This is a genomic window from Qipengyuania pelagi (assembly GCF_009827295.1).
Classification (GTDB): Bacteria; Pseudomonadota; Alphaproteobacteria; order Sphingomonadales; family Sphingomonadaceae; genus Qipengyuania; species Qipengyuania pelagi.
The window spans coordinates 1,187,310-1,213,390 of record NZ_WTYD01000001.1 but is presented as its reverse complement, the minus strand read 5'-3'; the positions used below and the strand labels follow the sequence as shown (position 1 = coordinate 1,213,390).

Annotated in this window: 24 protein-coding genes; 14 read left to right on the top strand and 10 right to left on the bottom strand. The window is 63.8% G+C overall.

Going from position 1 to position 26,081, the window contains the following annotated elements; translation table 11 throughout:
- Nucleotides 1–62 precede the first annotated feature (62 nt).
- Nucleotides 63–731 (top strand): hypothetical protein, encoded by a 669-nt coding sequence (locus GRI47_RS05920; protein WP_160660392.1) that lies wholly within the window; start codon nucleotides 63–65, stop codon nucleotides 729–731.
- Between the two features lie 65 nt (nucleotides 732–796).
- Here the strand turns inward: GRI47_RS05920 and GRI47_RS05915 are convergent, their stop codons facing one another.
- Complete coding sequence (locus tag GRI47_RS05915) at nucleotides 797–1,516, bottom strand: phosphatase PAP2 family protein (RefSeq protein WP_160660391.1); 720 nt, start codon at nucleotides 1,514–1,516, stop codon at nucleotides 797–799.
- 68 nt (nucleotides 1,517–1,584) lie between these two features.
- Here GRI47_RS05915 and GRI47_RS05910 point away from each other — a divergent pair, with 68 nt between their 5' ends.
- Genes GRI47_RS05910 through GRI47_RS05895 form a run of 4 tightly spaced genes read left to right on the top strand, consistent with a single transcriptional unit; the run spans nucleotide 1,585 to nucleotide 6,429 of the window.
- On the top strand, nucleotides 1,585–2,505 hold the full coding sequence (locus GRI47_RS05910) for a metal-dependent hydrolase (protein ID WP_160661333.1): 921 nt from the start codon (nucleotides 1,585–1,587) through the stop codon (nucleotides 2,503–2,505).
- A gap of 44 nt (nucleotides 2,506–2,549) precedes the next feature.
- Nucleotides 2,550–3,944, top strand: a complete 1,395-nt coding sequence (locus tag GRI47_RS05905; RefSeq protein WP_160661332.1) for an FAD-binding domain-containing protein — start codon at nucleotides 2,550–2,552, stop codon at nucleotides 3,942–3,944.
- 41 nt (nucleotides 3,945–3,985) lie between these two features.
- The gene (locus tag GRI47_RS05900; protein WP_160660390.1) at nucleotides 3,986–5,242 is read left to right on the top strand and encodes an SAM-dependent methyltransferase; all 1,257 of its coding nucleotides are present in this window, start codon (nucleotides 3,986–3,988) and stop codon (nucleotides 5,240–5,242) included.
- The gene (locus GRI47_RS05895) at nucleotides 5,239–6,429 is read left to right on the top strand and encodes a serine hydrolase domain-containing protein (protein WP_237452628.1); all 1,191 of its coding nucleotides are present in this window, start codon (nucleotides 5,239–5,241) and stop codon (nucleotides 6,427–6,429) included. Before GRI47_RS05900 ends, GRI47_RS05895 begins: the two co-directional genes overlap by 4 nt.
- A 21-nt stretch (nucleotides 6,430–6,450) precedes the next feature.
- On the opposite strand, the gene GRI47_RS05890 is transcribed toward GRI47_RS05895, so the two are convergent.
- From GRI47_RS05890 to purF, 3 genes are all read right to left on the bottom strand, one after another.
- Nucleotides 6,451–6,783: a PilZ domain-containing protein gene (locus GRI47_RS05890; protein ID WP_160660389.1), complete on the bottom strand. Its 333-nt coding sequence runs from the start codon at nucleotides 6,781–6,783 to the stop codon at nucleotides 6,451–6,453.
- A gap of 78 nt (nucleotides 6,784–6,861) precedes the next feature.
- A complete protein-coding gene (locus GRI47_RS05885; RefSeq protein ID WP_160660388.1) occupies nucleotides 6,862–7,581 on the bottom strand; it encodes an SDR family NAD(P)-dependent oxidoreductase in 720 nt (239 codons plus the stop codon).
- On the bottom strand, nucleotides 7,581–9,053 hold the full coding sequence (purF, locus tag GRI47_RS05880) for an amidophosphoribosyltransferase (RefSeq protein WP_160660387.1): 1,473 nt from the start codon (nucleotides 9,051–9,053) through the stop codon (nucleotides 7,581–7,583). Before purF ends, GRI47_RS05885 begins: the two co-directional genes overlap by 1 nt.
- 184 nt (nucleotides 9,054–9,237) lie before the next feature.
- On the opposite strand from purF, the gene GRI47_RS05875 reads away from it, so the two are divergent.
- Genes GRI47_RS05875 through GRI47_RS05855 form a run of 5 tightly spaced genes read left to right on the top strand, consistent with a single transcriptional unit; the run spans nucleotide 9,238 to nucleotide 12,355 of the window.
- Nucleotides 9,238–10,479, top strand: coding sequence for a lipoprotein-releasing ABC transporter permease subunit (locus GRI47_RS05875; protein WP_160660386.1), 1,242 nt, complete (start codon nucleotides 9,238–9,240; stop codon nucleotides 10,477–10,479).
- Entirely contained in the window at nucleotides 10,472–11,146 is a 675-nt protein-coding gene (locus GRI47_RS05870; RefSeq protein WP_160660385.1) for an ABC transporter ATP-binding protein, read from the top strand. The genes GRI47_RS05875 and GRI47_RS05870 overlap by 8 nt, the downstream gene beginning before the upstream one ends.
- Before the next feature lie 54 nt (nucleotides 11,147–11,200).
- On the top strand, nucleotides 11,201–11,482 hold the full coding sequence (locus tag GRI47_RS05865; RefSeq protein ID WP_160660384.1) for a hypothetical protein: 282 nt from the start codon (nucleotides 11,201–11,203) through the stop codon (nucleotides 11,480–11,482).
- Nucleotides 11,483–11,489: 7 nt separating this feature from the next.
- A complete protein-coding gene (locus tag GRI47_RS05860; protein WP_160660383.1) occupies nucleotides 11,490–11,969 on the top strand; it encodes a glutathione peroxidase in 480 nt (159 codons plus the stop codon).
- A 47-nt stretch (nucleotides 11,970–12,016) separates the two neighbouring features.
- A complete protein-coding gene (locus tag GRI47_RS05855; protein ID WP_160660382.1) occupies nucleotides 12,017–12,355 on the top strand; it encodes a hypothetical protein in 339 nt (112 codons plus the stop codon).
- Here GRI47_RS05855 and GRI47_RS05850 read toward each other — a convergent pair.
- Nucleotides 12,345–13,166 (bottom strand): DUF1206 domain-containing protein, encoded by an 822-nt coding sequence (locus GRI47_RS05850; RefSeq protein ID WP_237452627.1) that lies wholly within the window; start codon nucleotides 13,164–13,166, stop codon nucleotides 12,345–12,347. The genes GRI47_RS05855 and GRI47_RS05850 overlap by 11 nt on opposite strands.
- An 82-nt stretch (nucleotides 13,167–13,248) precedes the next feature.
- Entirely contained in the window at nucleotides 13,249–14,349 is a 1,101-nt protein-coding gene (gene ychF / locus GRI47_RS05845) for a redox-regulated ATPase YchF (protein WP_160660381.1), read from the bottom strand.
- Nucleotides 14,350–14,498: 149 nt separating this feature from the next.
- Here ychF and dnaE point away from each other — a divergent pair, with 149 nt between their 5' ends.
- From dnaE to GRI47_RS05830, 3 genes are read left to right on the top strand one after another with little or no spacing between them, the layout of a single operon-like run.
- The gene (dnaE, locus tag GRI47_RS05840; RefSeq protein ID WP_160660380.1) at nucleotides 14,499–18,065 is read left to right on the top strand and encodes a DNA polymerase III subunit alpha; all 3,567 of its coding nucleotides are present in this window, start codon (nucleotides 14,499–14,501) and stop codon (nucleotides 18,063–18,065) included.
- A 29-nt stretch (nucleotides 18,066–18,094) separates the two neighbouring features.
- Entirely contained in the window at nucleotides 18,095–19,720 is a 1,626-nt protein-coding gene (locus GRI47_RS05835) for a long-chain fatty acid--CoA ligase (RefSeq protein WP_237452626.1), read from the top strand.
- Between the two features lie 11 nt (nucleotides 19,721–19,731).
- On the top strand, nucleotides 19,732–20,163 hold the full coding sequence (locus tag GRI47_RS05830; protein ID WP_160660379.1) for a DUF1330 domain-containing protein: 432 nt from the start codon (nucleotides 19,732–19,734) through the stop codon (nucleotides 20,161–20,163).
- A 5-nt stretch (nucleotides 20,164–20,168) separates the two neighbouring features.
- Here the strand turns inward: GRI47_RS05830 and GRI47_RS05825 are convergent, their stop codons facing one another.
- The 4 genes from GRI47_RS05825 to GRI47_RS05810 are packed head-to-tail and all read right to left on the bottom strand — an operon-like array spanning nucleotide 20,169 to nucleotide 24,349.
- The gene (locus GRI47_RS05825) at nucleotides 20,169–21,266 is read right to left on the bottom strand and encodes a PA0069 family radical SAM protein (RefSeq protein ID WP_160660378.1); all 1,098 of its coding nucleotides are present in this window, start codon (nucleotides 21,264–21,266) and stop codon (nucleotides 20,169–20,171) included.
- A 44-nt stretch (nucleotides 21,267–21,310) separates the two neighbouring features.
- A complete protein-coding gene (gene moaB, locus GRI47_RS05820) occupies nucleotides 21,311–21,838 on the bottom strand; it encodes a molybdenum cofactor biosynthesis protein B (RefSeq protein ID WP_160660377.1) in 528 nt (175 codons plus the stop codon).
- Between the two features lies 1 nt (nucleotide 21,839).
- A complete protein-coding gene (locus GRI47_RS05815) occupies nucleotides 21,840–23,555 on the bottom strand; it encodes a transglycosylase SLT domain-containing protein (RefSeq protein ID WP_237452625.1) in 1,716 nt (571 codons plus the stop codon).
- Nucleotides 23,552–24,349: a uracil-DNA glycosylase family protein gene (locus GRI47_RS05810; RefSeq protein WP_160660375.1), complete on the bottom strand. Its 798-nt coding sequence runs from the start codon at nucleotides 24,347–24,349 to the stop codon at nucleotides 23,552–23,554. The genes GRI47_RS05815 and GRI47_RS05810 overlap by 4 nt, the downstream gene beginning before the upstream one ends.
- Before the next feature lie 80 nt (nucleotides 24,350–24,429).
- On the opposite strand from GRI47_RS05810, the gene GRI47_RS05805 reads away from it, so the two are divergent.
- On the top strand, nucleotides 24,430–26,076 hold the full coding sequence (locus GRI47_RS05805; protein ID WP_160660374.1) for an electron transfer flavoprotein-ubiquinone oxidoreductase: 1,647 nt from the start codon (nucleotides 24,430–24,432) through the stop codon (nucleotides 26,074–26,076).
- The last annotated feature ends 5 nt before the right edge of the window (nucleotides 26,077–26,081 follow it).

Sequence of the window (26,081 nt, the reverse complement as noted above, 5' to 3'; positions counted from 1 at the left end):
CGTTCGTAAGGGGGGCAAGGGCGCCGCGATATGCGGTGCGCTCGTCAACAGGAGAACCCCCCTTGAAAAAGCTCGCATTTCTCGCCGTCTCGACAGCCGCGCTGGCGCTTGCCGCCTGTTCGGACGATCCGAACGAGACCCCGATCACCCAGGAAGCCGCGCCCGATATGGATGCCGAGGTCCTGGCGGACGATGCCATGCCTGTGGGCGGCGATCTGAACGAGACGCAGCAGGCATCCTATGATGCCATGGATCGTCAGGCCGTGAGCGATGAATACGACACCAATCGCGACAACATGATGGCCGAGAGTTCGTCCGCTTCGGGCAATTCCGATGCCATGGCATCGAACACGGACAGCATGTCCGGTTCCTCCGGCGGGACGTCCGCGTCCACCTCCGACAATTCGGGTTCAAACGATGCGATGGCGGACAATTCCGGCGGTTCGGACGTCGCAGCCTTGCCTGCTCGCTCGCAGATGGATTTCGCCTATCTCGACCGCAATTCCGATGGCCAGCTTTCGGTCGCGGAATATGCGATCTGGGCGGTTCGTGCCAATCCGAACACCCCGGTCGCGAACGACCAGACCAAGCCCTATATCTCGACCGACCAGATCAACGAAGCGGGCCAGACCTTCTTCTATTTCGACGAGGACGGGAACAGCTATCTCAGCAACGCCGAATTCACGACTGCTCGCAACAGCGCCCGCACGCCGGGTGGTTCGACCATGTAAGCGCTAAGTCAGACGAATTTCCAAAGAGGGCATCGGAGCGATCCGGTGCCCTTTTTCTTTGGCAGTCAGACGGTCTCGGAGTCCTCGTCCGGTCCTTCGATCCGATTGCGCTGCTGGAGATTGGTCGCGATCAGGCCCGTGAGCAGAGCCCAGGCGGCGCCCACGGTCCAGCCGCCCAACACGTCGCTGGGATAATGCACGCCGAGATAGACGCGGGAGACGCCGATCACGAACACCAGCAACGCGGCGGCTCCGATCACGAAGCTGCGCGTGCGGCGTTCCTCGTAACCGCGCGCGACCAGCACGGCGAGCGTCAGATAGACGATCGCGCTGTTCATCGAATGGCCGCTCGGGAAGCTGAGCGAATGCACCTCGACCAGATGCGGCACGATTTCGGGCCGCTCGCGCGCAAACAGGGCTTTGAGGATCCGGCCCATGATCGCTCCGCCGCCGATCGCCATCGCGGTGTAAAGCGCATGATGCCAACGCCCGCGCAGCAGCAGGAAGGCGATCGCAAGCAGGGTCACCAGTGTCAGGACGGTCACTCCGCCCAGCGCGGTCAGATCACGCATCGAATTGAGCAGCCATGCCGGGCCGATCGGCGTCGAAAGGTCGCCCGGCACCCGCAGGGCCTTGAGGATGGCGATATCGAAGGCCTCGGTCTCACCCTCGCTCATCTCGCCCGCGAGCTTGATGAAGAGAGCGGCCAGGGCGCCGCCGATGCCGAGACCGATCAGCAATCGCTGTTCGCGGTGGAGGTATGTCTTGAGAGTGGAAAGTCGCATTCGCGCAGCTATAGCGACCCTGCGCGGCGATGCACCTAGTGTCGGTCGAGCCATGAGGGAGAAGGACGCTGGACAATCTCACCCATTCGCTTGTCGGCGCGCTGATCGGGCAGGCGGGGCTGAAGAGGAAGACCGGGCTCGCCATGCCCGCGCTGATCATCGGCGCGAACCTGCCCGATGTGGATGCGGCGTGTTTCCTGTGGCTGGACGGGGTCGAGCATCTGGGATTTCGGCGCGGGATCACGCATGGCCCGCCCGCCTGGGTGCTGCTGCCGCTGGTCCTGGCCGCGATCCTGTGGGGATTCGATCGCTGGCAGAGCAAACGCGGCAAGCGGCCGGAAGGGCGGCTGCCGGTCAGCTTCAAATGGCTTTATCTGCTGAGCCTGCTCGGCTGCTTGACCCACCCCGCGCTCGATTGGCTGAATGTCTATGGCATCCGCCTGCTCGAACCGTTTTCGAGCCGCTGGTTCTATGGCGACACTTTGTTCATCATCGACCCGTTCCTGTGGCTGCTGCTCGGGTTTGCGACCTGGTTTTCGCTGCGGCGGGAAAAGCGCGGGGGAAATTGGCGCAGGCCGGCACGGATCGCGTTGGCGGTCGGGCTCGGATATATCGGGCTCAACAGTGCGATCACTTACTCCGCGGAGCATGGCGCATCCGAGGGGCCGACCGGGAATGCCACCGTGATCGCCAGCCCGCCGCCGCTGCGATCCTGGGATCGGGAGATGATTACCGGAGGGAACGGGCTGTATGCCGTCGATGGTGAGGCCTTGCCCGGCATCCCTCTCGATCGCTGCGACCTCGCAGCGGCAAGGGCGCGCGATCCGCAGGTCGAAGCTTTCCTGTTCTGGTCGCGCACGCCCTTCGTGGTGCCGGAGGAGGACGGGTCCTACACGCTGTACGATGCGCGTTTCTACGATCCGCGTAGTCGCGGGCGGTTCTCGGTCGCGCTCGCGGATGGCGTTTGCGAGGAACCTCCGCCCGGCTAGCGCGGTTCTGCCCTTGAGCCATAAATGAAGGGGAGGGGGCCGCCATTTCCACGCTACAGATAGTCTGGTTGCGGCGCGATCTGCGCATGAAGGATCAGCCCGCGCTCCATGCGGCGGCGCAGGCGGGTCCGGTCATTCCCGTCTTCGTTTATGACGAAGAGAGAGGCGGCGACCATGCCTATGGGGCTGCGTCCAAATGGTGGCTGCACCATTCGCTCGAAAGCTTCGGAAGATCGCTCGGCAAACGCCGCGCGAAACTCGTGCTGCGCAAGGGTGACGCCCCGCAAGTGCTCGCCGCCATCGCCGCGCAGACAGGGGCCGCCGCGATCCATGCGATGCGCCATTACGAACCGTGGTGGAAGGAGGCCGAGGACGAGCTGCGCGATGCGCTTGGCGACGAGTGCGAACTCTGTCTCTATGACGGCAATTACCTGCTTCCGCCCGGCAGCGTCACGACCAATTCGGGCGATCCCTACAAGATCTACACGCCGTTCTCGAAGGCTATGCTCGACAGGATGCCGCCGCGCGATCCCCTGCCGGAACCCGAGACGATCCATTCGCCGGACGACTGGCCTGACAGCGACGATCTTGAGGATTGGGATCTGCTGCCCACCAAACCCGACTGGGCCGGCGGGATTCGCGATTTCTGGGAAGTGGGCGAAGATGCCGCCCACGACCGGCTCGACTGGTGGGCAGGCGAGGTCGAGAAATACGACGATGGGCGCAATCTCCCCTCGGTCGATCATACCAGCCGGCTTTCGTCGCACCTGCACTGGGGCGAAATCAGCCCCGCGACTGTGTGGCACCGGCTGAAGGACAAACGTTCCGACGGGTGGAAGACCTTCGCCAAGGAAGTGATCTGGCGCGATTACACCCAGAACGTGATCGACCAGTTTCCCGATTACCCGCGCGAGAGCTATCGCGATTACGACGAGCGGACCTTGTGGCGTAATCCGAAGGCCGGGCATCTGATCGCTGAGGATCTCGAATGCTGGCAAAGGGGGATGACCGGTTATCCGGTGGTCGATGCCGGGATGCGCCAGTTGTGGAAGACGGGCTGGATGCACAACCGCGTCCGCATGATCTGCGCCAGCTTCCTCGTCAAACATCTGCTGATCGACTGGCGCTATGGCGAAAGATGGTATTGGGATTGCCTTGTCGATGCCGATTACGGGAATAACGGCGTCAACTGGCAGTGGATTTCGGGCACGGGCGTGGACAGCAACATGTTCAGCCGCATCATGGCTCCGCTTACGCAAAGCGAGAAGTTCGACGCGGGTGACTATATCCGCGAATACGTGCCCGAACTCGCCGATATGGACGATTATTGCATCCACGATCCGCCCGACGACAGGCGTGGCGATTACCCGGTCAAGATGATTGCGCACAAGGAAGCGCGCGAGCGGGCGCTGGAGGCCTATCGGGCGAGCAAGGACTAGGTCCCTTGTCGCAGGCCCCATCGCGCGTCATAGGCGCAGCGATGGATATGCCGACCAGCCAGGCTGGACAACAGCGGGGCGAGCGCCTGACGAGCGGAGCGCAGCGGTTCGCGCGCAAGCCCGGTCTTGTGGCGCGATTGGTGGCGCCGGGATTCGCAAAGGTGCTCGACCGGATCGATGCGGCGCTGGTTTCCGGCGCGCTCCATGCGACACTCCCCGATGAATCTCGGCGTATACTGGGCGGCCGGGCGCCGGGCTTCGAATGCGATGTAGACCTCAGAAGCTGGAACGCCCTTGTCAGGCTCGCCAGCAATGGGTCTGTCGGCTGGTATCAGGCCTGGGAAGCGGGCGAATGGGCGAGCCCCGATCCGGTGCCGCTGTTCGCCCTGTTCATGCAGCACGCCACCCGGCTGGGCGACACCGCGCGCGCGAAGGGTCCGTTCCGCCACGCGCTGAAACTCGCCCATTTCTGGAACCGCAACACGCATCAAGGCGCCCAGCGCAACATCGCGGCCCATTACGATCTGGGCAATGATTTCTACGCCGCGTGGCTCGATCCGACGATGAGCTACTCCTCCGCGCTGATCGTGGCGGGAGATTCGCTGGAAGCGGCGCAGAAGCGCAAATGGGCTGCCTTGTCGGGCCGGATCGGGGATGCGCAAACCGTGCTCGAGATCGGATGCGGCTGGGGTGCCCTTGCTGGCGATCTGGCGAAGCGGGGCAGCGATGTCACCGCGATCAGCCTTTCGGACGAGCAACTCGCCTGGGCGCGCGAACGCCATGCGGGGCCGGATTTCCGCAAGCAGGATTATCGCGATGTCACCGGGCAATTCGACGCCATCGTCAGCGTCGAGATGGTCGAGGCGCTGGGTCGCGAATACTGGCCCACTTTCTTGGACTGCATCGTGCATAATCTGAAACCGGGCGGGCGCGCGGTGATCCAGTATATTTCCATGCGCGACGATCTGTTCGATGCGTATGCGCAGAGCGCGGATTTCATCCAGGCCTATATCTTTCCCGGCGGCCTTTTGATCCGCACCAGCGAATTTCGCGCGCTGGCCCAAGCGCGCGGGCTCGTCTGGCGCGATCAGGTGGATTTCGGAATCGATTACGCCGAAACGCTGCGCGAATGGCGCGAGGATTTCGATCGTGCCGAGCGCGAGGGGCGTCTGCCGACAGGGTTCGATCGCGCGTTCTGCGATCTGTGGCGCTATTACCTGATGTATTGCGAAGGGGGATTTCGCGGCGGCGGGATCGATGTCCACCAGGTTACGCTGGTGAAAGGGGAGAGAGAATGATGCGCGCATTTCTTAAAGGGGTCGCGGCGCTGGCGCTGTCAGGGGCGTCGGCTGGATGCACGACCATGGGGGCCCACACGGCGGAGCCCGCCGCGATCGTCACCCAATCGGTGCCCGAGACGATGGCCAGCCTCGATCCGGCCGATTCGATCCTGTTCTGGAGTGCGGAGCGCCGCTCCGCCGCCTTCCGCGAGATGGAAGGCCTCTTCCCCGGCCTTGAAGCGGCGCAGACCGGTCCGGTCCGCGAATTGCCGCGAGGCACCCCGCTGGACGCCGAGACCATGGCTGAGGCGCGGGCCTTCATGGCGCAGACAGATGCGGCGGGGCTGATGGTGCTGCGCGACGGCAAGGTCGCGTTCCAGGAATATGCGCTCGGCTTCCGGCCTGACGAGCGTTGGACCAGCTTCTCGGTCGCCAAGAGCTTCACCTCCACCCTCCTTGGCGCGGCCATCGCGGATGGCGCGATCGAGAGTGTCGACCAGCTGGTGACCGACATCATCCCGGCGCTGGCGGGCACGGCGTATGACGGCGTCACCGTGGGCCAGATCGCGACGATGACCTCGGGCGTGCGATGGAACGAGGATTATACCGACCCAAACAGCGACGTCGCCAAGATGCTGGCAGTCACCCCGGTGCCGGGCGAATCGCAGGCGATCACCTATGCTCGCACGCTGACGCGCGAAGCCCCGGCGGGCGAGAAATGGGTCTACAAGACTCTGGAGACCAATCTGCTCGGCCTGATCGTGGAAGAGGCGACGGGTCGCAGCCTGGCCGATTATGCGGGCGAGAAGATCGCGCGTCCGGCAGGGTTCGCGGGCAAACTGTTCTGGATGCAGGACCTGACGGGCGGCAATATCGCCGGCTGCTGCATCTCCCTGCGCCTGTCCGACTACGCGCGCTTCGGCCAGTTCGTCCTTGAAGGGGGTGACGGTGTCGTGCCGCAGGACTGGTTCGCGCGCGCCACCGCACCCTCCGTCCCGTTCGAAAACGCGCCCGGCTTCGGCTATGGATACCAGTGGTGGACCTATCCCGGGGCCTTCGGTGCGCAGGGGATCTTCGGTCAAGCCATCACGGTGGTGCCGGAAAAGAACCTCGTGGTCGCCGTGGTCAGCAATTGGCCAACCGCGACCAGCAGCGCCAATCGCAATGCCTTCAGAGCGCTCGTAGATCGAATCGCGGCGGAATGACGCCGCGCCGGAAGGGGCCGATCACTCCTCGCGTGCGTAGCGGGCGAGGATCGCTTCGTGGACGATCGGGCTGAGCAGTTCATCGAAGGCGCATCCGACCGTGCAGGCATTCCACCACACGACCTGCGCCTGTCGCGATTCGAGACCCGGCAGAGTCAGCCAGCAGATCTGGCCTTCATACATCCGGCTGATCGTCGCGGCGGAGAAGCCGCCGATCGACAGGTCCTGCACCACGGTTTCGAAAGCACTGGCGCCCGAGACGCGCATCCGCACGGGAATGGTGAGCCGCGTGCGCGGGGCGCAGCGATCTTCCTGGGCGGCGATGGCGTAGCGATCGGAAGAGACCAGAGACACGGGACGGAACTTTCTGCTTGGCTTGACGCGGGGGGATAAATTCGCGCAGCCATGCTAATTCCGGTGCAATGAACTGGGTTAATCCGGTTCGGACACCCGCTCTCGATGGGCGCTGTCGAAGCCGTTAACCATCAGCTCCACGATCCGGTCGGCCACGACATCCGGTTCCTTGACCGTCTTGGGGTCCTCGCCCGGATAGGCCTTGGCCCGCATCGACGTGCGCGTGGCGCCGGGGTCGAGGATCGCGACGCAGACCTTGCTGACCTTTTCGACCTCCTGCGCGTAGCTTTCGAGCAGGTTGTCGAAAGCCGCCTTGGTACTGGCATAGGCGGACCAATAGGCGCGCGGGGTCTCGCCGACGCTGCTGGTCAGGCCAATAACCTTGGCCGCATCGGCGCGCTTCAGCAGCGGGTCGAACGCCGCGAGCAGGGCCTGGGTGGCGAGAATATTGGTCGTGATCGCCTGGCCGAACTGCTTGGCGTCGATCTGGGTGACCGGGGTCAGCGTGGGCAGATAGGCGGCGGCGATCACCAGCCCGTCAAGAGTGTCCCAACGGCCCGCGATCGCACTGGCGAGGCGGGCTATCCCGTCCGTCTCGGTCAGGTCGACGGGCGCGATGGTGGACGCGCCGCCCGCTTCGTGGATCGCATCCTCGACCGCTTCCAGCGCGCGCACGTCGCGACCGGTCAGGATCACATGCGCGCCCTGTGCAGCGAGCGCCTTCGCCGTCGCGGCGCCTATCCCCTTGCTCGATCCGGTGACGAGGACGGTGCGACCCTCAAGAGCTTTATCGGCCATCAGGCGACCTTTCCGACAGGAAGCGAGAGCTGGCGCTGATCGTCCTCGCGCTTGCGCAGATCGGTCAGCGAGGTGGGATAGTCGCCCGTGAAACACGCATCGCAGAATTGCGGACAGGCGGATTTGCGCGGTCCTTCGCCGACGGCGCGATAGAGCCCGTCGATCGATACGAAGGCGAGGCTGTCCGCTTTGATGAACTGGCGCATCGGTTCGAGCTGCATTCGCGCGGCGAGCAACTTGGAGCGTTCGGGTGTGTCGACGCCGTAGAAACAGCTATGCGCGGTGGGCGGGCTGGCGACGCGGAAGTGAACTTCGGTCGCGCCCGCATCGCGCATCATCTCGACGATGGAGAGGCTGGTCGTGCCGCGGACAATCGAATCGTCGATGAGGACGATGCGCTTGCCGCGCACCAATTCGCGGTTGGCGTTGTGCTTGCGCTTGACGCCGGCATGGCGCGCGCCGTCGCTGGGCTGGATGAAGGTGCGCCCGACATAGTGCGAGCGGATGATGCCGAGTTCGAACGGGATGCCCGAGGCCTGGGCATAACCGATCGCGGCAGGCACGCCGCTGTCGGGCACCGGCACGACCAGATCGGCCTCGACCGGCTTTTCCATGGCGAGTTCCGCGCCGATAGCCTTGCGCGCCTCATACACGCTGCGACCGGCGAAGAAGCTGTCGGGGCGGCTGAAATAGACGTGCTCGAAAATGCACGGGCGCGGGCGGTGATTGCCGAAGGGATGGAGCGAATCGACATTGCCGTCGAAATCCACCTTGATCAGTTCGCCCGGCTCGACCTCGCGGACCATTTCCGCGCCGACCACGTCGAAGGCGACGCTTTCGCTCGCGAAGAGAATCGCATCGCCGATCTTGCCCATGACGAGGGGACGGATGCCGAGCGGATCGCGACAGGCGATCATCCCCTCGGGCGTCATCACGATCAGCGCATAGGCCCCTTCGAGGAGGCGCAGCGCGTCGATCAGCTTGTCCACCATGGTGGGGTAGCGGCTGGTTGCGACGAGGTGGATGATGACCTCGGTATCGGAGGTCGACTGGAAGATCGCGCCACGCTGCACCAGATCGGCGCGCAGCGTCATCGCGTTCGAGATATTGCCGTTATGGGCGACAGCGAATCCACCCGCGGCGAGATCGGCGTAGAGCGGCTGGATATTGCGCAGGCCCGATCCGCCCGTGGTGGAATAGCGGACGTGCCCTGCCGCCATGAAGCCGGGCAGTTCGCCGATCGCTTCGGAGCTCGAGAAATTCTCGGCCACGTGGCCGAGGCCCCGGCGCGAATAGAATTCCTGCCCGTCGAAGCTGCAAATCCCCGCCGCTTCCTGCCCGCGATGCTGGAGCGCGTGGAGGCCCAGCGCGGTCGCGGCGGCGGCGTCGGTTGCGTTGATGGCGCCGAACACACCGCATTCTTCGCGCAGGTGATCGCCGTCCGCGTCATGGAAGGGATGGGTGATGTTCATGGATGCCTCGCAGGCCCTTCATCAGGCCGATAAGGGGGTGCCTCTCGCCGCTGCCAATGGCGATGTTGCGGGGCGATTACAAGGGCGAGCGCACGCCGATGCCTTCCCGCCGACGCTATTCATTGCCTCGCCAGCTTTCGCCGCCTAGAGGCCATTGACCTGACCAGCCAAGACCAGAGCCGCCTTGCTACTTTCCCCCTTCGAATGGACCATCGCCAAGCGTTACCTGCTTCCGGGCAAGGGCGAGGCATTTATCGCGCTGGTCGCGAGTATCTCGATCGGAGTCGTGATGCTGTCGGTCGCTATGCTGGTGATCGTGATGAGCGTGATGAACGGCTTTCGCGCCGAACTGCTCGACAAGATCGTAGGCCTCAACGGCCATGCCATCGTACAGGCCTATGGCGGGCGGCTGGACGATTGGGAGAACGTGCTGGAGGAAGTGCGCGCGACGCCGGGCGTCGTCGATGCCTCTCCGCTGATCGAACAGCCGCTGCTCACCAGCTTCAACGGCCGGGTGGAGGCCGTGTTGGTGCGCGGCAACACCGATCAGGATATTGCGGAACTCGGCAGCAAGGTCGTGGCGGGCGACATTGCGCGCCTTCAGGCCGGGACCAATACGGTCGCGATCGGATCGCGTCTGGCGCAGAATATCGGCGCCACGGTGGGCGATACGATCACGATCATCAATCCCCAGGGCCGCTCGACTCCGTTCGGAACGGTGCCGCGACAGGTCGGCTATACGATCGGCGCGATCTTCGAGGTCGGGATTTACGATTACGACGGTTCCTTCGTCGTCATGCCGATGGCCGATGCGCAGACCCTGCTGCTGATCGGCGACACGGTCGGCATGATCGAGGTGACGGTAACCGATCCCGACGAGGTCGAGACGATCCTCGCCCCGGTCCAGGAAAGCCTGGCGGGCAGGGCGATCGTTTCGGACTGGAAGACCATCAACGCCTCGCTGTTCGAAGCCTTGCAGGTGGAGCGCGTGGCGATGGCCTTCGCGCTGAGCTTCATGGTGCTGGTGGCGGCGTTCAACATCCTGTCGAGCCTCGTCATGCTGGTGCGCGCCAAGACGCGCGATATCGCCATCATGCGCACCATGGGGGCGACGCGGAAGAGCCTGCTCAAGATTTTCGTCACCACCGGGTTCACGGTCGGCGCGATCGGCACCATTGCGGGCCTGATCCTCGGTGCGGTGGTGCTGTTCTTCCGCCAGCCGATCGTCGAATTCATCGGCGCGGTGACAGGGCAGGATCTGTGGGACCCGCAAGTGCGCTTCCTATCGACGCTGCCTGCGCGGGCCAATCCGGTGGAGATCGCGTTGATCGTCCTTCTGGCGCTCGCGCTCAGCTTCCTCGCGACGCTCTATCCGGCCTTGAAGGCTTCGAGCACCGATCCGGTCCAGGTGTTGCGCTATGAATGATCCCGTCCTCCATCTGCGCGGCCTGACCCGCAGCTTCGAACAGGGCGGGGTGCGGATCGACGTGCTGCGCGGCGTCGATCTCGCCGTGATGCCGGGTGAGATCGTGGCCCTGCTCGGCCCGTCCGGCTCGGGCAAGTCCACGCTGCTTCAGGCTGTCGGCCTGCTCGAAGGCGGCTTCGGGGGCGAGATCGCGATCGCGGGGAACGCCGCGCAGAAGAGTGACGCCCATGCCCGCACGCTGCTGCGCCGCGATCACCTGGGTTTCGTTTATCAGTTCCACCACCTGTTGCCCGATTTCAACGCGCGCGAGAATGTGGTGCTGCCGCAATTGGTGGCCGACGTACCGCGCGATGCGGCAGAGGCGCGCGCCGAAGAGCTGCTGACCGCGCTGGGCCTTGGCCATCGTCTCGAGCATCGTCCCAGCCAGCTTTCGGGCGGCGAGCAGCAGCGCGTCGCGGTTGCACGCGGGCTCGCCAACCGGCCCAAGCTGGTGCTGGCGGACGAGCCGACCGGCAATCTCGACGAGGCGACCAGCGACAAGGTTCTCGAACAATTCCTCGAACTGGTGCGCGGCGAAGGCAGCGCGGCGCTCGTCGCCACGCATAACGAGCGGCTTGCGGCCCGGATGGATCGCGTGGTGCGCCTACATGATGGAAAACTGGATTAGCGGACCCGGATTACCGTCCGCTCGTTGATGAATAAACGAGGGAGTTTCTCAGACATGACCGATCACCCCAGCACCTTCAACGCCGAGGAGACGTACCGCCCCGGCATCCAGTGGGACGACCGTGCCTCGCTGCATCGGGTGGACGATGGTGGTGGCCTGCTGGACCACGGCAAGGGGCTGCGCGACGGGACCTTCGCCGATCTGGTGCGTCACATGATGCTGCTGCCCAAGGAAGAGCGTAGCAAATATTATATCGAGAAAGCGGGTGACCGGAAGTTCCATGCGTCCGAGATCGCCGCGCTCTCCGAACTCGATGATTATCCCCACAAGAGCTGAACGCTCCATGACGACGATCGCCGATTTCACCGTCACCACCAATCGCGGCGAACCGCTGGATCTTGCTGAAAAGCTCGGGACGGTCCTGCTCGTCGTCAACACGGCGAGCAAATGCGGTTTCACGCCGCAATATGAAGGGCTGGAGGCGCTCCAGCAGCGCTTCGCCGATCGCGGTTTCGAGGTGCTCGGCTTCCCGTGCAACCAGTTCGGTGCGCAGGAACCGGGCGACGCGGAAGAGATCGCGCAGTTCTGCAAGGTCAATTTCGGCGTCACCTTCCCACTGATGGCGAAGGTCGACGTCAATGGCCCGGATGCCAGCCCGGTGTTCGACTGGATGAAGGGCGAGGCGAAAGGCCTGCTCGGATCGAAGACGATCAAGTGGAATTTCACCAAATTCCTGATCGATCGCGAGGGCAATGTGGTGAGACGCTACGCTCCGACCGACCGGCCCGAAAGCATCGCGACGGATATCGAAAAGCTGCTGTAAACCGGCTCGCGATTGTGTGGCGCAGGAAGGCGGCGTAAGCGCCGCCCATGCTCTCCGACATCAATCAGTGGTTTCTCGCCCTCGGCGCCGAATACGGGGTGAACCCGTATATCTTCGGCGCAATCTATGTGGGCGCGATCCCATTCTTCCTCGCTTCGATCGCATGGCTGGTGAAGCGGGCGCGGGCCGGGCGCTCGACCGTGGTGCCGACGCTGGTCGCCGGGTTCTTCTTCGTCTCGGCCTATCTCTACCTGGCGATCGCCGGGCGCAATATCCCCGTCTGGGTGTGGATATTCCTCGCCGTTCTGGTGATCTACGGCGCGTATTCCACAGTGCGGGATACGCGCCGCAAGATCGCGGCGAAGGATACTCCGCCTACACTCTGAACTTCGGAATGCCCTTGCTCGAATCGAGTTCGGGAATGATGCGATACCGCGCAAGGACCAGGCTGAAGAGCCCGAACAGCAGCAGTCCGATCGCCACCAGCGTGAAGACGAAACCCTGTCCGGCCAGGGACGCAACCGCATCGCCCAGCGTCTTGATCTGGTCCGTCCCGGCATTCATGAATCCGGCCTTGAACAGCGACCATCCAATCACGGCATAGACCACGCCGCGCGCAAGATAGCCCGCGCCGCCGATCCAGCGCGTCCCATCGGGTGCATTGCCAGCGATGCGGTGCATGAATTCGCCCGTGATCCCCTTCTTCGCCTGGAAGATGGCCGTCACGAAAAACGCGAGGCCGAGCAGCCCCAGCACGATGCCGCCGAAATCCATCGACAGGATGCCGGACGCAGCCTCCTGCGCGCCGCCGCCGCTGCTGGCTCCACTGCTTCCGCCGGTGCTCTCGTCACTGGCGAATTTGAAGGCGGAAAAGGCGAGCGCGAGGTGGCCAATCCCGCTACCCGCATGGCCGAGGCGCTTGCCCCAGCCTTTCGCGTCCGATCCGTTGTTCTCGATATCGAAGAAGGTCGATGCGAAGCGGAACAGGGCATAGGCGGTCAGGCCGATGACCATCAGCCACAAAATCGCATTGCCCGCCGGGTAATCCTCGATCGCCAGAAAAATCCCGTTGGTGCCGTCCGCGATGCGGCTGGCGCTGGTCAGCGCGATGAGGCCGAGCACGGAATACAGGATCGCCCGGCTGAAATAGCCCACACGAACCAACCAGCTGAATTTTTCGGATTTATCGACCATCATTATCTCCCCGTTCGAAGTCCATGGCGCGCCAACGGTTGAGCGCCCGAATGGTGCCGGGGAGCCGGAATCGAGTGTGCCGGCCCTAGACGTTGAACTTGAACAGCATCACGTCCCCGTCCTGCACCAGATATTCCTTGCCCTCCTGGCGCAGCTTGCCCGCCTCGCGCGCCGGGCTTTCCCCGCCCAGCGTGACGTAATCGTCATAGGCGATCGTTTCGGCGCGGATGAAGCCGCGTTCGAAATCGGTATGGATCTCGCCCGCCGCCTGCGGAGCCTTGGCGCCCGCCGGGAAGGTCCAGGCACGCGCCTCCTTGGGGCCTGCGGTGAAGAAGGTCTTGAGACCCAGCAGCTTGTAGCCCGCGCGGATGATGCGCGAGAGGCCGCTTTCCTCGAGGCCCAGCTCGGACAGGTATTCGCGCCGCTCTTCGGCTTCCATCGCGACCAGCTCGGCTTCGATCGCGGCGGAGACGACCACCGCCTGCGCGCCCTCGCGCTCCGCCTTGGCGAAGACTTCGGCGGACATGGCATTGCCCGTCGCCGCATCTTCCTCCGCCACATTGCAGACGTAGAGGACCGGCTTCGCGGTCAACAATTGCGCCTGGGCGAAGACGCGCGCCTCCTCCTCGTCGTTTGGTTCGACCAGACGGGCGGGCTTGCCTTCCCGCAGCAGGGCGAGCGCCTGGCCCAGCACGCTGGCGATCAGCTTCGCTTCCTTGTCGCCCGCCGTCGCGCGCTTTTCCGCGTTGGGAACGCGCTTTTCCAGGCTTTCCATGTCGGATAGCAGCAGCTCGGTCTCGACCACCTCGGCATCGGCGAGGGGATCGACCTTGTTGGCGACGTGCTGGATGTCGTCATCCTCGAAGCAGCGCAGGACGTGGACGATCGCGTCGACTTCGCGGATATTGCCGAGGAACTGGTTGCCCAGGCCTTCGCCCTTGCTCGCGCCCTTCACCAGCCCCGCGATGTCGACGAAGGCGAGCTGGGTCGGCACGATCTTGGCCGATTTCGCGACCGCCGCGATCTTGTCCAGCCGCTCGTCCGGCACGGCGACCTGGCCGACATTCGGCTCGATCGTGCAGAACGGGTAGTTCGCGGCCTGCGCGGCCTGCGTTTCGGTAAGGGCGTTGAAAAGGGTGGACTTGCCGACATTCGGCAGGCCGACGATCCCGCAGCGGAAACCCATCGTAAACTCCGGTTTTAGATATGGCTCGCGCCCTTAGCGGCGGTGCGCGCGATTGGCCATAGCCGGATGGGATCGGAACGGAGGACGGGCCGGGGAGGAAGCCGGGTGACGGCCTTGGCGAATCCCTTCGCGATCCGCATATTGGGACGATGTTCAAACCCTTCGTGCCCCTGCGTGTCCTGTCCGCCTATTCGATGCTGGAGGGTGCGATCGAACCCAAGGCGATGGCGAAACTGGCGAAGGAGCGCGGCTTCCCTGCGATCGCCCTGGCGGATCGCAACGGGCTGTATGGCGCGGTCATGTTCGCCAAGGCGTGTTTCGACGACGGAATCCAGCCGATCGTCGGCGCCCTTCTCGGCGTGGCGCGGGATGTGGAGGGCAAGCAGGTCGATTACCTGCCCCTCTATGCGCAGGACGAGACCGGATACGACAATCTGTGCCATCTGGTCTCGAAGGCGCATCTCGACCGGCCGCTGGAGTTCGAACCGCATATCGGGCTGGGCGACCTCGAAGGCCATAGCGAGGGGTTGATCGCCCTTACCGGAGCGAGCGAGGGCGCGGTGACGCGATTACTCGCCGATGGGCAGGTGAGCCACGCCGAGACCTATCTCGACCGATTGCAGGCCTTGTTTCCCGAGCGGCTTTATGTCGAGCTGGCACGCCGCGGCAATGCGGTGGAGGAGGGCGCGGAGGCCGCGCTGATCGATCTGGCCTTCGCGCGCGATCTCCCGCTGGTCGCCACCAATCCCGCCAATTTCGCCGAACCGCATATGTACAAGGCGCATGACGCCATGCTGTGCATCGCCGGATCGACGCATATCGATGCGGAGGATCGTGCGCGCTCCAATCCCGAAGGCTTCGTCAAGACGGCGAGCATGATGATGGAAGCCTTCGCCGACCTTCCCGAAGCGACCGCCAATACGATCGTGATCGCGCAACGCTGCGCCTATGCGCCGCCGAACCGCGCGCCGATCCTTCCGAGCCTCGCAGGCGATCTCGAAGGCGAATCGCGGATGCTGGCGGAGGATGCGCGGCGTGGGCTCGCGGCGCGGCTGGCGCTGTATTATCCCGATGCCTCCCCTGAGGGCCTCGCCGAAGCCCTTGCCGCGACCGGCGAGGCGCGCCAGGCCGCCATCGAAGCGCTCGGCTCGCGTGGGGTCGGCGAGGAATTCGCCGAATACGCCGAGCGGCTCGAATTCGAGGTCGGCATCATCAACCAGATGGGTTTTCCCGGCTATTTTCTGATCGTTGCCGATTTCATCAAATGGGCCAAGGATCACGATATCCCGGTGGGGCCGGGGCGCGGCTCGGGCGCGGGATCGCTGGTCGCGTGGGCACTGACGATCACCGATCTCGATCCGATCAAGCTCGGCCTTCTGTTCGAACGCTTCCTCAATCCCGAACGCGTGTCGATGCCCGACTTCGATATCGATTTCTGCGAAACCCGCCGGGGCGAGGTTATCCGCTACGTGCAGGCGAAATACGGCCACGATCATGTCGCGCAGATCATCACTTTCGGAAAATTGAAGGCACGTGCGGTGCTGCGCGACACCGGGCGTATCTTGCAGATGCCCTATGGGCAGGTGGATCGCCTGACCAAGATGGTGCCCAACCACCCGACCGATCCGTGGACCCTGCCGCGCACACTGAATGGCGCGGCGGATTTCAAACGCGAATACGACAATGACAATGATGTGAAGCGGCTGGTCGATCTGGCGATGCAGCTGGAAGGCTTTCCCCGCAATTCCTCGACCCATGCGGCGGGGGTGGTGATCGGCGACAGGCCGCTTGCCAAGCTTGTACCGCTCTACCGCGATCCGCGTTCGGACATGCCGGTCACGCAATACGACATGAAGCATGTCGAGAGTTCGGGTCTGGTCAAGTTCGACTTCCTGGGCCTCAAAACTCTATCCGTTCTCAAGAAAGCGACCGATCTCCTTAAGAAGCGCGATATTTCGATCGACCTCTCGCAGCTCGCGCTGGATGATCCGGCGGTTTATGAATTGCTGAAGAGCGGCCACACGGTGGGCGTGTTCCAGCTGGAATCGGAAGGGATGCGGCGCACGCTGACCGCGGTCAAACCGACCAATTTCGGTGACATCATCGCGCTCGTTTCGCTCTACCGTCCCGGTCCGATGGACAACATCCCGCTGTTCGGCCAGCGCAAGGCGGGCGAGGTCGAGATCGCCTATCCGCATCCCAAGCTCGAGGGCATTCTGGCGGAGACCTATGGCATCTTCGTCTATCAGGAACAGGTCATGCAGGCCGCGCAGATCCTGGCGGGCTATTCGCTTGGCGATGCCGATCTGCTGCGCCGCGCGATGGGCAAGAAGGTTCAGGCCGAGATGGATGCGCAGCGCCAGCGCTTTATCGATGGGTGCGCAACCACCAGTGGAATCGATGCGAAGAAGGCCAATGAACTCTTTGACTTGATTGATAAGTTTGCAGGGTACGGCTTCAACAAATCGCACGCCGCCGCCTACGCTCTGCTCGCCTATCAGACAGCCTGGCTGAAAGCACATTACCCGGAGGAATTCTTCGCAGCCTCCATGTGCTTCGACATGCATCAATCGGAAAAACTGGCCGTTTTCGTCGACGATGCGCGCCGCTCTCCTCTGCGTGAGGGCGGGGTCAAGCTCGCACCGCCCTGTATCAACAACAGCGAGGCGGAATTCACCGTCGAACAGACAGATGACGGCTATGCTGTCCGCTATGCGCTGGCGGGCATCCGCAACGTCGGCGAACGCGCGATGGAAGCGATCGTGGCAGAGCGCGAAGTCTCGGGGAAATTCGATAGTCTCAAGGACTTGTTCGAGAGAGTTCCGAAAGGTTCGATGAATTCGCGGCAGCTGGAAGGGCTTGCGGCGGCGGGTGCGCTGGACGTTTTGGAACCCAATCGCGCCAAGGTCTTCGCCAATTGCGATCTTCTCCTTGCCGTCGCCGATGCGGCGGCGCGCGAGCGTTCGAGCGGGCAGGGCGGACTGTTCGGGGGCGAGGAACAGGACAATTCCGATCTGCGCCTGAAGGATACCGATCCATGGCCGCGCGCCGAGATGATGGAGAAGGAACGCGAGAATTTCGGATTCTATTTCTCCGACCATCCGGTCCAGGCCTGGCGCCAGGTCGCATCGGCCAATGGGGCGCGAAGTTACGCCTCGCTGATGAGCGGCGGTGCCCCGGCGGGCGGACGTGCCCCCGCTGTCATGGCGGCCATGGTTGAGAAGGCGCACAAGAACACCACGCGGCGCGGCAAGCCCTTCGTCCGGGTCGAGTTCTCGGATGCCTCCGGCCAGTTCAGCGCCGCCTGTTTCGAAGAATCCATGGTCGATAACTTTCTGAAATGGGCTGACAACCAAACCTGCATCTTGCTTCAGGTCGAGCTTGACAGTCCGAGCCCGGACGAACCCCCGCGGATTACCATACGCGGCGGCCAGCCCCTCGAAGCGGCGTCGCAGAATGCGCGCATGACCTTGACGCTCGACGTCCTGGACGAAGACGCGCTTGCGCTGCTTCGGGCCGAACTCGGCCAGGAAAAGGGCACGGGCGAGGTCGTCGCGACGCTGCGGACGGGCACCGCGATCGAGCCGACGCTGTGCCTGGGCCGCGCCTTCGCGCTCGACGGCGAAATGGCCGAACGCTTGGCAAGCGCGCCCGGCCTTGCCAAGGTGGAATTAACGACAAGACGCGGCGGAGGACATTTGCGCCTCGTTGCGTGATAAATCACGAGGAGAGGCGAAATATGTCGATGGGTTCGGAATCCACCGGTTCGGGTGGCGCCATGCAGGATTGGTCGATGCGAGTGACGCATGTGATCGACCACGCGGCGCGTGAGGCTGGCTCGCGCGAGATCGTCACTCGCTGGGGCGACGGGACGCAGACCCGCACCGACTGGGCCGGCATTCGCCGGGATGCGCTGAAGATGGCGCAGGCGCTCGAGGTGCTTGGTCTGAAACCCGGCGACAAGGTGGCGAGCCTCGCCATGAACCATGCGCGCCATCTCGTCAGCTGGTATGGCGTGGCCGGGATGGGCGGCGTGCTCCACACCGTCAATCCGCGCCTGTTCGAAGACCAGCTCGAATACGTCATCAATCACGCCGATGATCGCGTGCTGCTATACGATGCCGCCTTCCAGCCGATCGTCGACCTGATGCGCGATCGCTGGCCGAATGTTGAGCATTACATCTGCTTCGATCCTCCCGCCGGGTCCGATATGCGCGGTTTCGAGGATTGGATCGGCGAGCAGGACGGCGATTACGAATGGGTCACAGGCAGCGAGCGCGATCCCTGCATGATCTGTTACACCAGTGGGACGACCGGCAATCCCAAGGGCGTCCAGTACGAGCATCGTTCCACCCTGATGCACGCCATGGCCGGGTTGCAGCCCGCCGCCTTCAATTTCAGCGCGTCGAGCGTGATGCTGCCCGTGGTGCCGATGTTCCACGCCGCCAGTTGGGGCCTGCCCTATGCAGGGGCGATGGCGGGTATCAAATTCGTGTTCAGCGCGGTCAACGATCCCGCAGTCCTGCACGAGCTGATGCTGAGTGAGGGCGTCACCGACAGTGCGGGTGTGCCGACGGTCTGGCTCGCGCATTTCCAGTATTGCGACAAGGAAGGCATCGATCTCCCGCCATTGAAGGCCGCGACGATAGGCGGGTCCGCCGCTCCGAAATTCATGATCGAGCGGCTGATGAAGAACGGAACGCGGGTCCAGCACGCCTGGGGCATGACGGAGACAAGCCCCATCGGCACGGTCGGCGGACCGACTGCGGATTGGGAGCATCTCTCCTTCGACGAGAAGGTAGCGAAGACCATGAAGCAGGGCCGGCCGATCTTCGGCGTGGAACTGCGCACGGTCGACCTCGACGATTTCACCAAGGTCCTCCCGCGCGATGGCGAAACCTCCGGTGCCCTGCAAATTCGCGGGCCATGGGTGGTGCAGCGCTATTTCAAGGCGGATGAGGACGCAGTGACCGAGGATGGCTGGTTCGACACCGGCGATGTCGGCATCCTCCATCCCGACGGCACGCTGCAACTGACCGACCGGACCAAGGATGTCATCAAATCAGGCGGCGAATGGATCAGTTCGGTCGAGCTGGAGAATGCTGCGGTCGGCCATCCGGCGGTCGCGGAAGCGGCCTGCATCGGAATGCCGCACCCCAAATGGGATGAGCGCCCGGTGCTGTTCGTGGTCCGCAAGGAAGGGGCCGCGTGTTCCGATACCGAGGTCGTCGAATTTCTCAGCGACAAGGTCGCGAAATGGTGGCTGCCCGACGCGGTCGAATTCGTCGACGACATCCCCCACACCGCTACGGGCAAGATCAGCAAGAAGGATCTACGCGATCGCTTCGCGGATTACCGGTTGGAAGGGTGAGGGGAACAGGCATGACCGACATCTATATCGATCCGAGCCGCGCCAATTTCGAGGCGTTCAAGGACCTGCCGCGCGACGAGCCGATCCACATGCTCAACCTTCTACAATATCGCGACAAAGCCGATTATCCCTCGGGTCACGACCATGCGGAGAAGGGGTGGAGCGGGCGCCGGGCTTATGAGGAATACGGCAAGACCAGCGGCCCGATCTTCCGCCGCGTGGGCGGGAGCATCCTATGGCGCGGCATTTACCAGACGGTGGTGACCGGGCCGGATGCGATGCAATGGCACGATGGCTTCATCGCATCCTATCCGAGCGCGGCGGCGTTTTTCGAGATGGTCAAGGATGCGGATTATCAGGCAGCCGTCGTCAACCGGACCGCCGCCTTGTCGGACAGTCGCCTGGTACGGTTCAGTCCGAGCGAAGGCGGCGAGGGCTTCTGACAGCTTCATAGCAGGCGCAACTGGCCGCCGACCTCCGGTCGGCGGAACCGCGTGCAGTCGAGTTCGAATTTCGCCTTGCCGATCCCCGCTCGCTTGCAGGCGACGCGGAAGCGGGATCGGAACAGGTCGGCCCAGACGCCGGTCGGATTGAGGCGCGTGAAGAAATCGGGATCATTGTCGCGACCGTCGCGGATTGAGCGGACGATGCTCATCACCTTGTCGCCGCGTTCGGGAAAATGGACCGCCAGCCATTCGCGGAACAGCGGCGCAACCTCATGGGGCAGGCGCAAGGGTATCCAGCCTATGCTTGCAACTTCTAAGGCAGCGGCGCGCTCGACGATGTCTTCCATGAATTCGTCGGTGATGGCCGGGATGACGGGGGCGATGGAACAGTGCGTCGGCACCCCCGCTTCGGCTAGCTTTCCCAACGCCGCCAGACGCTTGGCTGGCGATGCTGCGCGCGGTTCGAGCTTTGCGGAGAGTCTCGGATCGAGGCTTGTCACCGAAATCGCGACCGCGACCAGTTGATGGCGCGCCATTTCGGCAATCAGGTCGATATCGGCAAGAACCCGGTCGGACTTGGTCGTGATCGTGACCGGATGCCGCGCATCGAGGCACACTTCGAGCACGGCGCGCGTGATCCGGTAGCGGCTCTCGATCGGTTGATAGGGATCGGTATTAGTCCCCATCGCGATGGGTTTTGGCTGATACCGCGGCTTCGCAAGTGTCTCTCGCAACAGACCGGCCGCGTTCGGTTTTGCGAAAAGCTGCGTTTCGAAATCAAGCCCAGGCGACAGATCGTGATAGGCGTGAGTGGGCCGCGCGAAACAATAGACGCAGCCATGTTCACACCCGCGATAGGCATTTATCGAGCGGTCGAAAAAGATGTCCGGCGACTGGTTGAAGCTGAGGATCGTCTTGGGTCGTTCCTCCGTCACATGCGTGCGCAGCTTGACCGGAGGCGCGCCTTCCTCCGCGGCCAGCGCCTCCATATGGTCGCGCCAATCGCCGTCAACCTCGCGCGTGGCGAGGCCGAAGCGCGTCGGCACGGCAGCGGATTGCGCGCCGCGACCGGAGATGGCGGGATCGAGTCGGCGTTCCATAGCTGGAACATAAACGGAACATATGCGCTTGGACAGCGCGGATGTCAGCTTTCCCGCAAGCGCGGCATCAGCTCGACGAAATTGCAGGGACGATGGCGACTGTCGAGCTGGGATACGAGGATCCGGTCCCAGCCATCCTTCACCGCTCCGTTCGAGCCGGGAAGGGCGAAGATATAGGTACCTTTTGCGAGAACGGCGCAAGCGCGGCTCTGGATCGTGCTGGTGCTGATCGTCTCGAAACTGATCCAGCGGAACAACTCACCGAAACCGGGGATGTCCTTGTCCTTCACCCGGTCGAGCGCTTCGGGCGTCACGTCGCGGCCCGTCAGTCCGGTGCCGCCGGTGGATATCACGCAATCGACCGTATCGTCATCGATCCAGCCTTGGAGCAGTTCGACAAGCGCATCCGCATCGTCGCGAATAATCTCGCGCTTTGCCAATTCGTGACCCGCCTCTTCTATCCGATTGGCGAGGATATCGCCCGACGTATCGTCGGCCCGAGTGCGCGTGTCGGACACCGTCACCAGCGCGATGCGGATCGGCTTGAAGATGCGGCTTTCGTCGATCGGCATCTCAGCGCTCGCTTGGAAATTGCGGCCACTGGTTCTGCGCGAGCGCCACGCGGCTCGGGGCCGGGGCGTTGGCCTGCCGCAGATACATCCAGTAATTGCGCATCACGATATTCACGTAGCTGCGCGTCTCCCAATAGGGCACCGATTCCATCCAGGTAAGCGGATCGCCCTGATCGCGGACCTCGCTGTTCCAGCGCGCGACCGGGGTCGGCCCGGCATTGTAGGCGGCCATGACCTTGGGCAGGTAGCCGCTCGAATAGCTCGACTGGGCCAGGGCCTCGAGGGCCCGCTGCCCGAAGGCCAGGTTTGTTGAAGCTTCCTTGAGGTTCGCATCGGCCGACAGGTTTATGGAAGCCGCATATTCGCGCGCGGCGATCGGGCGGATTTGCATGAGGCCGATGGCGTTGGCCCCGCTCACCACCGCCTCGCGGAAGTTCGATTCCTGCAGGGCGTGGGCGAAGGCCAGCGCCGGATCGACCGTCCAGCCGCCGCGCGGGGTCTGGTCGGTCACCGGCCAGCGCAGGCTGGGCGGGGGCGCGGTCCCGGCAGGCGCGTTATAGGCCATGAAATTCTGCGCGCCGGGCAGGCCCAGAGCGCGCGCGAGCCGGGTGAGAGCCTGAAATTCATCGGGATCGCCGACCCGCGCCTGATAGACGAGCGCCTGGGACGCCGCATCCCGCCGGTTCAATTCGGTCAGCATGACCGCCTGACGCGCGGCGGGCTCGTCGGACAGCATCTGCCAATCCCGCGCGGTCAGATCGGGCAGGGTATGATCGCCGGGCAGGACCTGCCCCAATTGCTCGCGCGCCAGCATTCCGTACAGCGTTTCGGTAAAGCGCGCCGCGCCGCGCAATTGTTCGTCGGCCTGTTCCGGCTCGCGGCATCGCACGAGCGCACGGTGCGCCCAGTAATGGGCGGCGGCGGTCAGTTCGGGATCGGTCGATTGGGTCGAGGCATTGCGGAACCCTTCCGCCGAAGTCCGGCAATCGCCAAGCCTCCATGCGGCCAGGCCAGCGACCCATTCCCCTTCCGCGACCCACGGCCCGCTTCCTTGCGAAACGGTGAGCGCCAAAGCCAGGGATTCGGGATCGCGGTTCTCGATGTAATAGCTCCACGCCACTCTCTGGCGCCACTCCGCCCGCGCCTGGGGGGACAGCGAGGCATCGATCCCGTCGAGCAGCAGCCGCGCCCCATCGGGGTCGTCATTGCTGATGTGCTGGAGGATGGCGCTCGAGATATCGGCGGGCATCGTCCCGTCCTCGATTCCGCGCGGACGGTTGCGCCGCGTGATGCCGGGCTGGCTGCGCAGGCTGCGCGCTGCTGGCAGGCTGGGCGTCTCGACCGCTCCACGCGCCACGGCAAGCCGCGCGATCCCCTCAGCCTGAGGCAGGTCGCGATACCGGCCTAGCCAGTCCTGAAGCCGCTCCAGCGGGATGCGCGGGCTTTCGGGGTGAAGATAATATTCGGCAAGCGCCGCACCGTGCAAGGGCCCCTCGCTGCGTTCGCCGAGCAGGATTTCGACACGATCCCAATTGCGCGCGTCGACCGCTTCGAACAGCGAGGCGTAATAGAACCTGTCCTGCTGCGTCAGCAGAGCCGGCAGGGCGCCGCTCTTGCCTTGCGTGAAATAGGCGATGCTTTCGGGGTTTGCCGAAGCGGGCGCGGCCACGGCCAGAGAGCCAAGGGCAAGCGTACAGAAAAGGAGGGGGCGGGTCATGCGGTCCAGTCGAGCCATTGGTTCCAGAAATGTTTGCGATGCCCCGGCATACGCATCAGCCGATCGAGCCGCGGCGCGATCATCAGCGGAACGGAGCCGCCGGGCAGGTCGAGCGCGGGCGGAGCGGCTTCCTCGGGCGCAAAGACGCGCGTGAAGACGGGCAGCAGGCCGCGTCCGAAAACAAGCACGCGCTGCGGCTTTGCAAGGGCGATGTGGTGACGGGTCAGCTCCGCCAGTCCACGCTGAGCGAGCTCCGCCCAGTCCGGCAGGGGAAGCGTGCGCGGCAGCACGCTGGCATGATAGATCTCGGCGTCGGACAAACCGGCGGCGCGCGCGAAAGACGCGACCAGCGAGCCGAGTTGGCCATCGAGAAGCCGCTCGCCATCCCCGTCTTCGGGTTGCGGGACCAGTATCATGAGGCGCGCGCCGACTTCACCGCGCGGTGGGACGCGCATCGACAGCGCACCTTCCGCCAGGTTCGGTTCGGTGAGCCAGAAGTGCCGGAAAGCGTCGAGTTCGTCTGGCCAGCTTGCGCGGGCGCCGCCGATCGCGGGCCGCTCCGCCCCGTCGAGCGCGCGTTGCAGGGGCGTGGTCGGGCGCGGCGCCTCCACCTTGGGCGGGAGAGGCGTCTTTTCAGCGGGCTCTTCGGGGAGTTCGAGCCAACCTTCGGCGTCATCCGCGAAGCTGCAATCGACGCCCGCCTCGCGCCACCATGCAAGCACGCCTGAAAGCTCGCGCTGCGAGAGCGCGCCTCCATTCGCTGCCGTATTCGAGGGGGCGTCGAGCATCGTCATCCGTCTGGCGCAGGTCTTGACCTGATACGCCCCAGCAATCAAGGCAAGGGCAAACGATATTGCGACGAAAAGAGAGAGATATGAGCGAACGCGAATCGATGCCCTGCGATGTCGTCATCATCGGCGGCGGTGTGGCCGGGATGGCGGCGGCGATCCGGCTGAAGCAGCTCAACGAGGAGCTGGAGGTCGTCGTGCTCGAGAAGGGCAGTGAAATCGGCGCGCATATCCTGTCGGGCGCGGTGGTCGATCCGCGCGCGCTCGACGAATTGCTGCCCGAATGGCGCGAGATGGACTGCCCGCTCGCTGAAACGCCCGTCACCGACAACCAGCATTGGGTGATGAGCGCGTTCAAGAAATGGGAAATGCCGCACCTGCTGATGCCGCCCTTTCTTTCGAACGACGGCAATTACACCTGCTCGCTGGGTAATCTGACCCGCTGGATGGCGGAACAGGCCGAAGGGCTGGGCGTGATGGTGTTCCCCGGCTTCCCGGCGAGCGAGGTCATGTTCGACGAGACTGGCGCGGTCTCGGGCGTGATCACGCAGGACATGGGCGTGGCGGCGGACGGATCGCACAAGCCTGACTACCAGCCCGGCATGGAAATCCACGCGAAATACACGCTCTTCGCCGAAGGCGCGCGCGGCAATCTCACCAAAAAGATGAAGGCGAAGTTCGATCTGGAGGCCGATTGCCAGCCGCAGATCTACGGCCTTGGAATCAAAGAATTGTGGGACATTTCTCCTGAAAAGCATGAACCGGGCCGGGTCATCCACACGCAGGGCTGGCCGCTATCCGAAAGCGAGAGTTGGGGCGGGGGCTTCCTCTATCATCAGGCCAACGGCCAGGTCGCGCTCGGCTTCGTCACCGCGCTCGATTACAAGAACCCCTATGTCCGCCCCTATATGGAGTTCCAGCGCTGGAAGCATCATCCGGCGATCGCGGAAATCCTCGAGGGGGGCAAGCGCGTGGCCTATGGCGCGCGGGCGATCAACGAGGGCGGGTGGCAGTCCGTGCCCAAGCTTGCCTTTCCGGGCGGCGCGCTGATCGGATGTGCCGCGGGCTTCGTCAACGTGCCCCGGATCAAGGGCAGCCACACTGCGATGAAGAGCGGGATGCTGGCGGCGGAAAGCATCGCGAATGCCATTGCGGCAGGTCAGGAGAAGACCGAACTCACTGATTACGATAGTAATTTGCGCGAAAGCTGGATCGCAGTCGAGCTTAAGAAAGTGAAGAACGCCCAGCCCGCCGTTTCCAAATACGGCGCGGATATCGGGACGGTGCTGGCAGGCATCGATATGTGGATGCGCACGCTCAAGATCGGGCTGCCGATCACGATGAAGCACGAGCCGGATTACGAGCATCTCCAGCGTGCCGACCTGTTCAAGCCGATCGATTATCCCAAGCCCGACGGCGTGCTCAGTTTCGACCGGCTGACCAATGTCGCCTTCAGCTTCACCAACCACGCCGAGGACCAGCGCAATCACTTGCAGGTCCAGGATATGGAATTGCAGCGCGAAAGCGAGTTGGGCGTCTATGGCGGGCCTTCCACCCGCTATTGCCCGGCCGGCGTCTATGAATGGGTGACGGAGGACGAGGGAGAGCCCAAATTCGTCATCAATTCGCAGAACTGCGTCCACTGCAAGACCTGCGACATCAAGGATCCGAACCAGAACATCGAATGGACCACGCCCGAAGGCGGCGGCGGGCCCAATTATCCGAATATGTAGGCCCG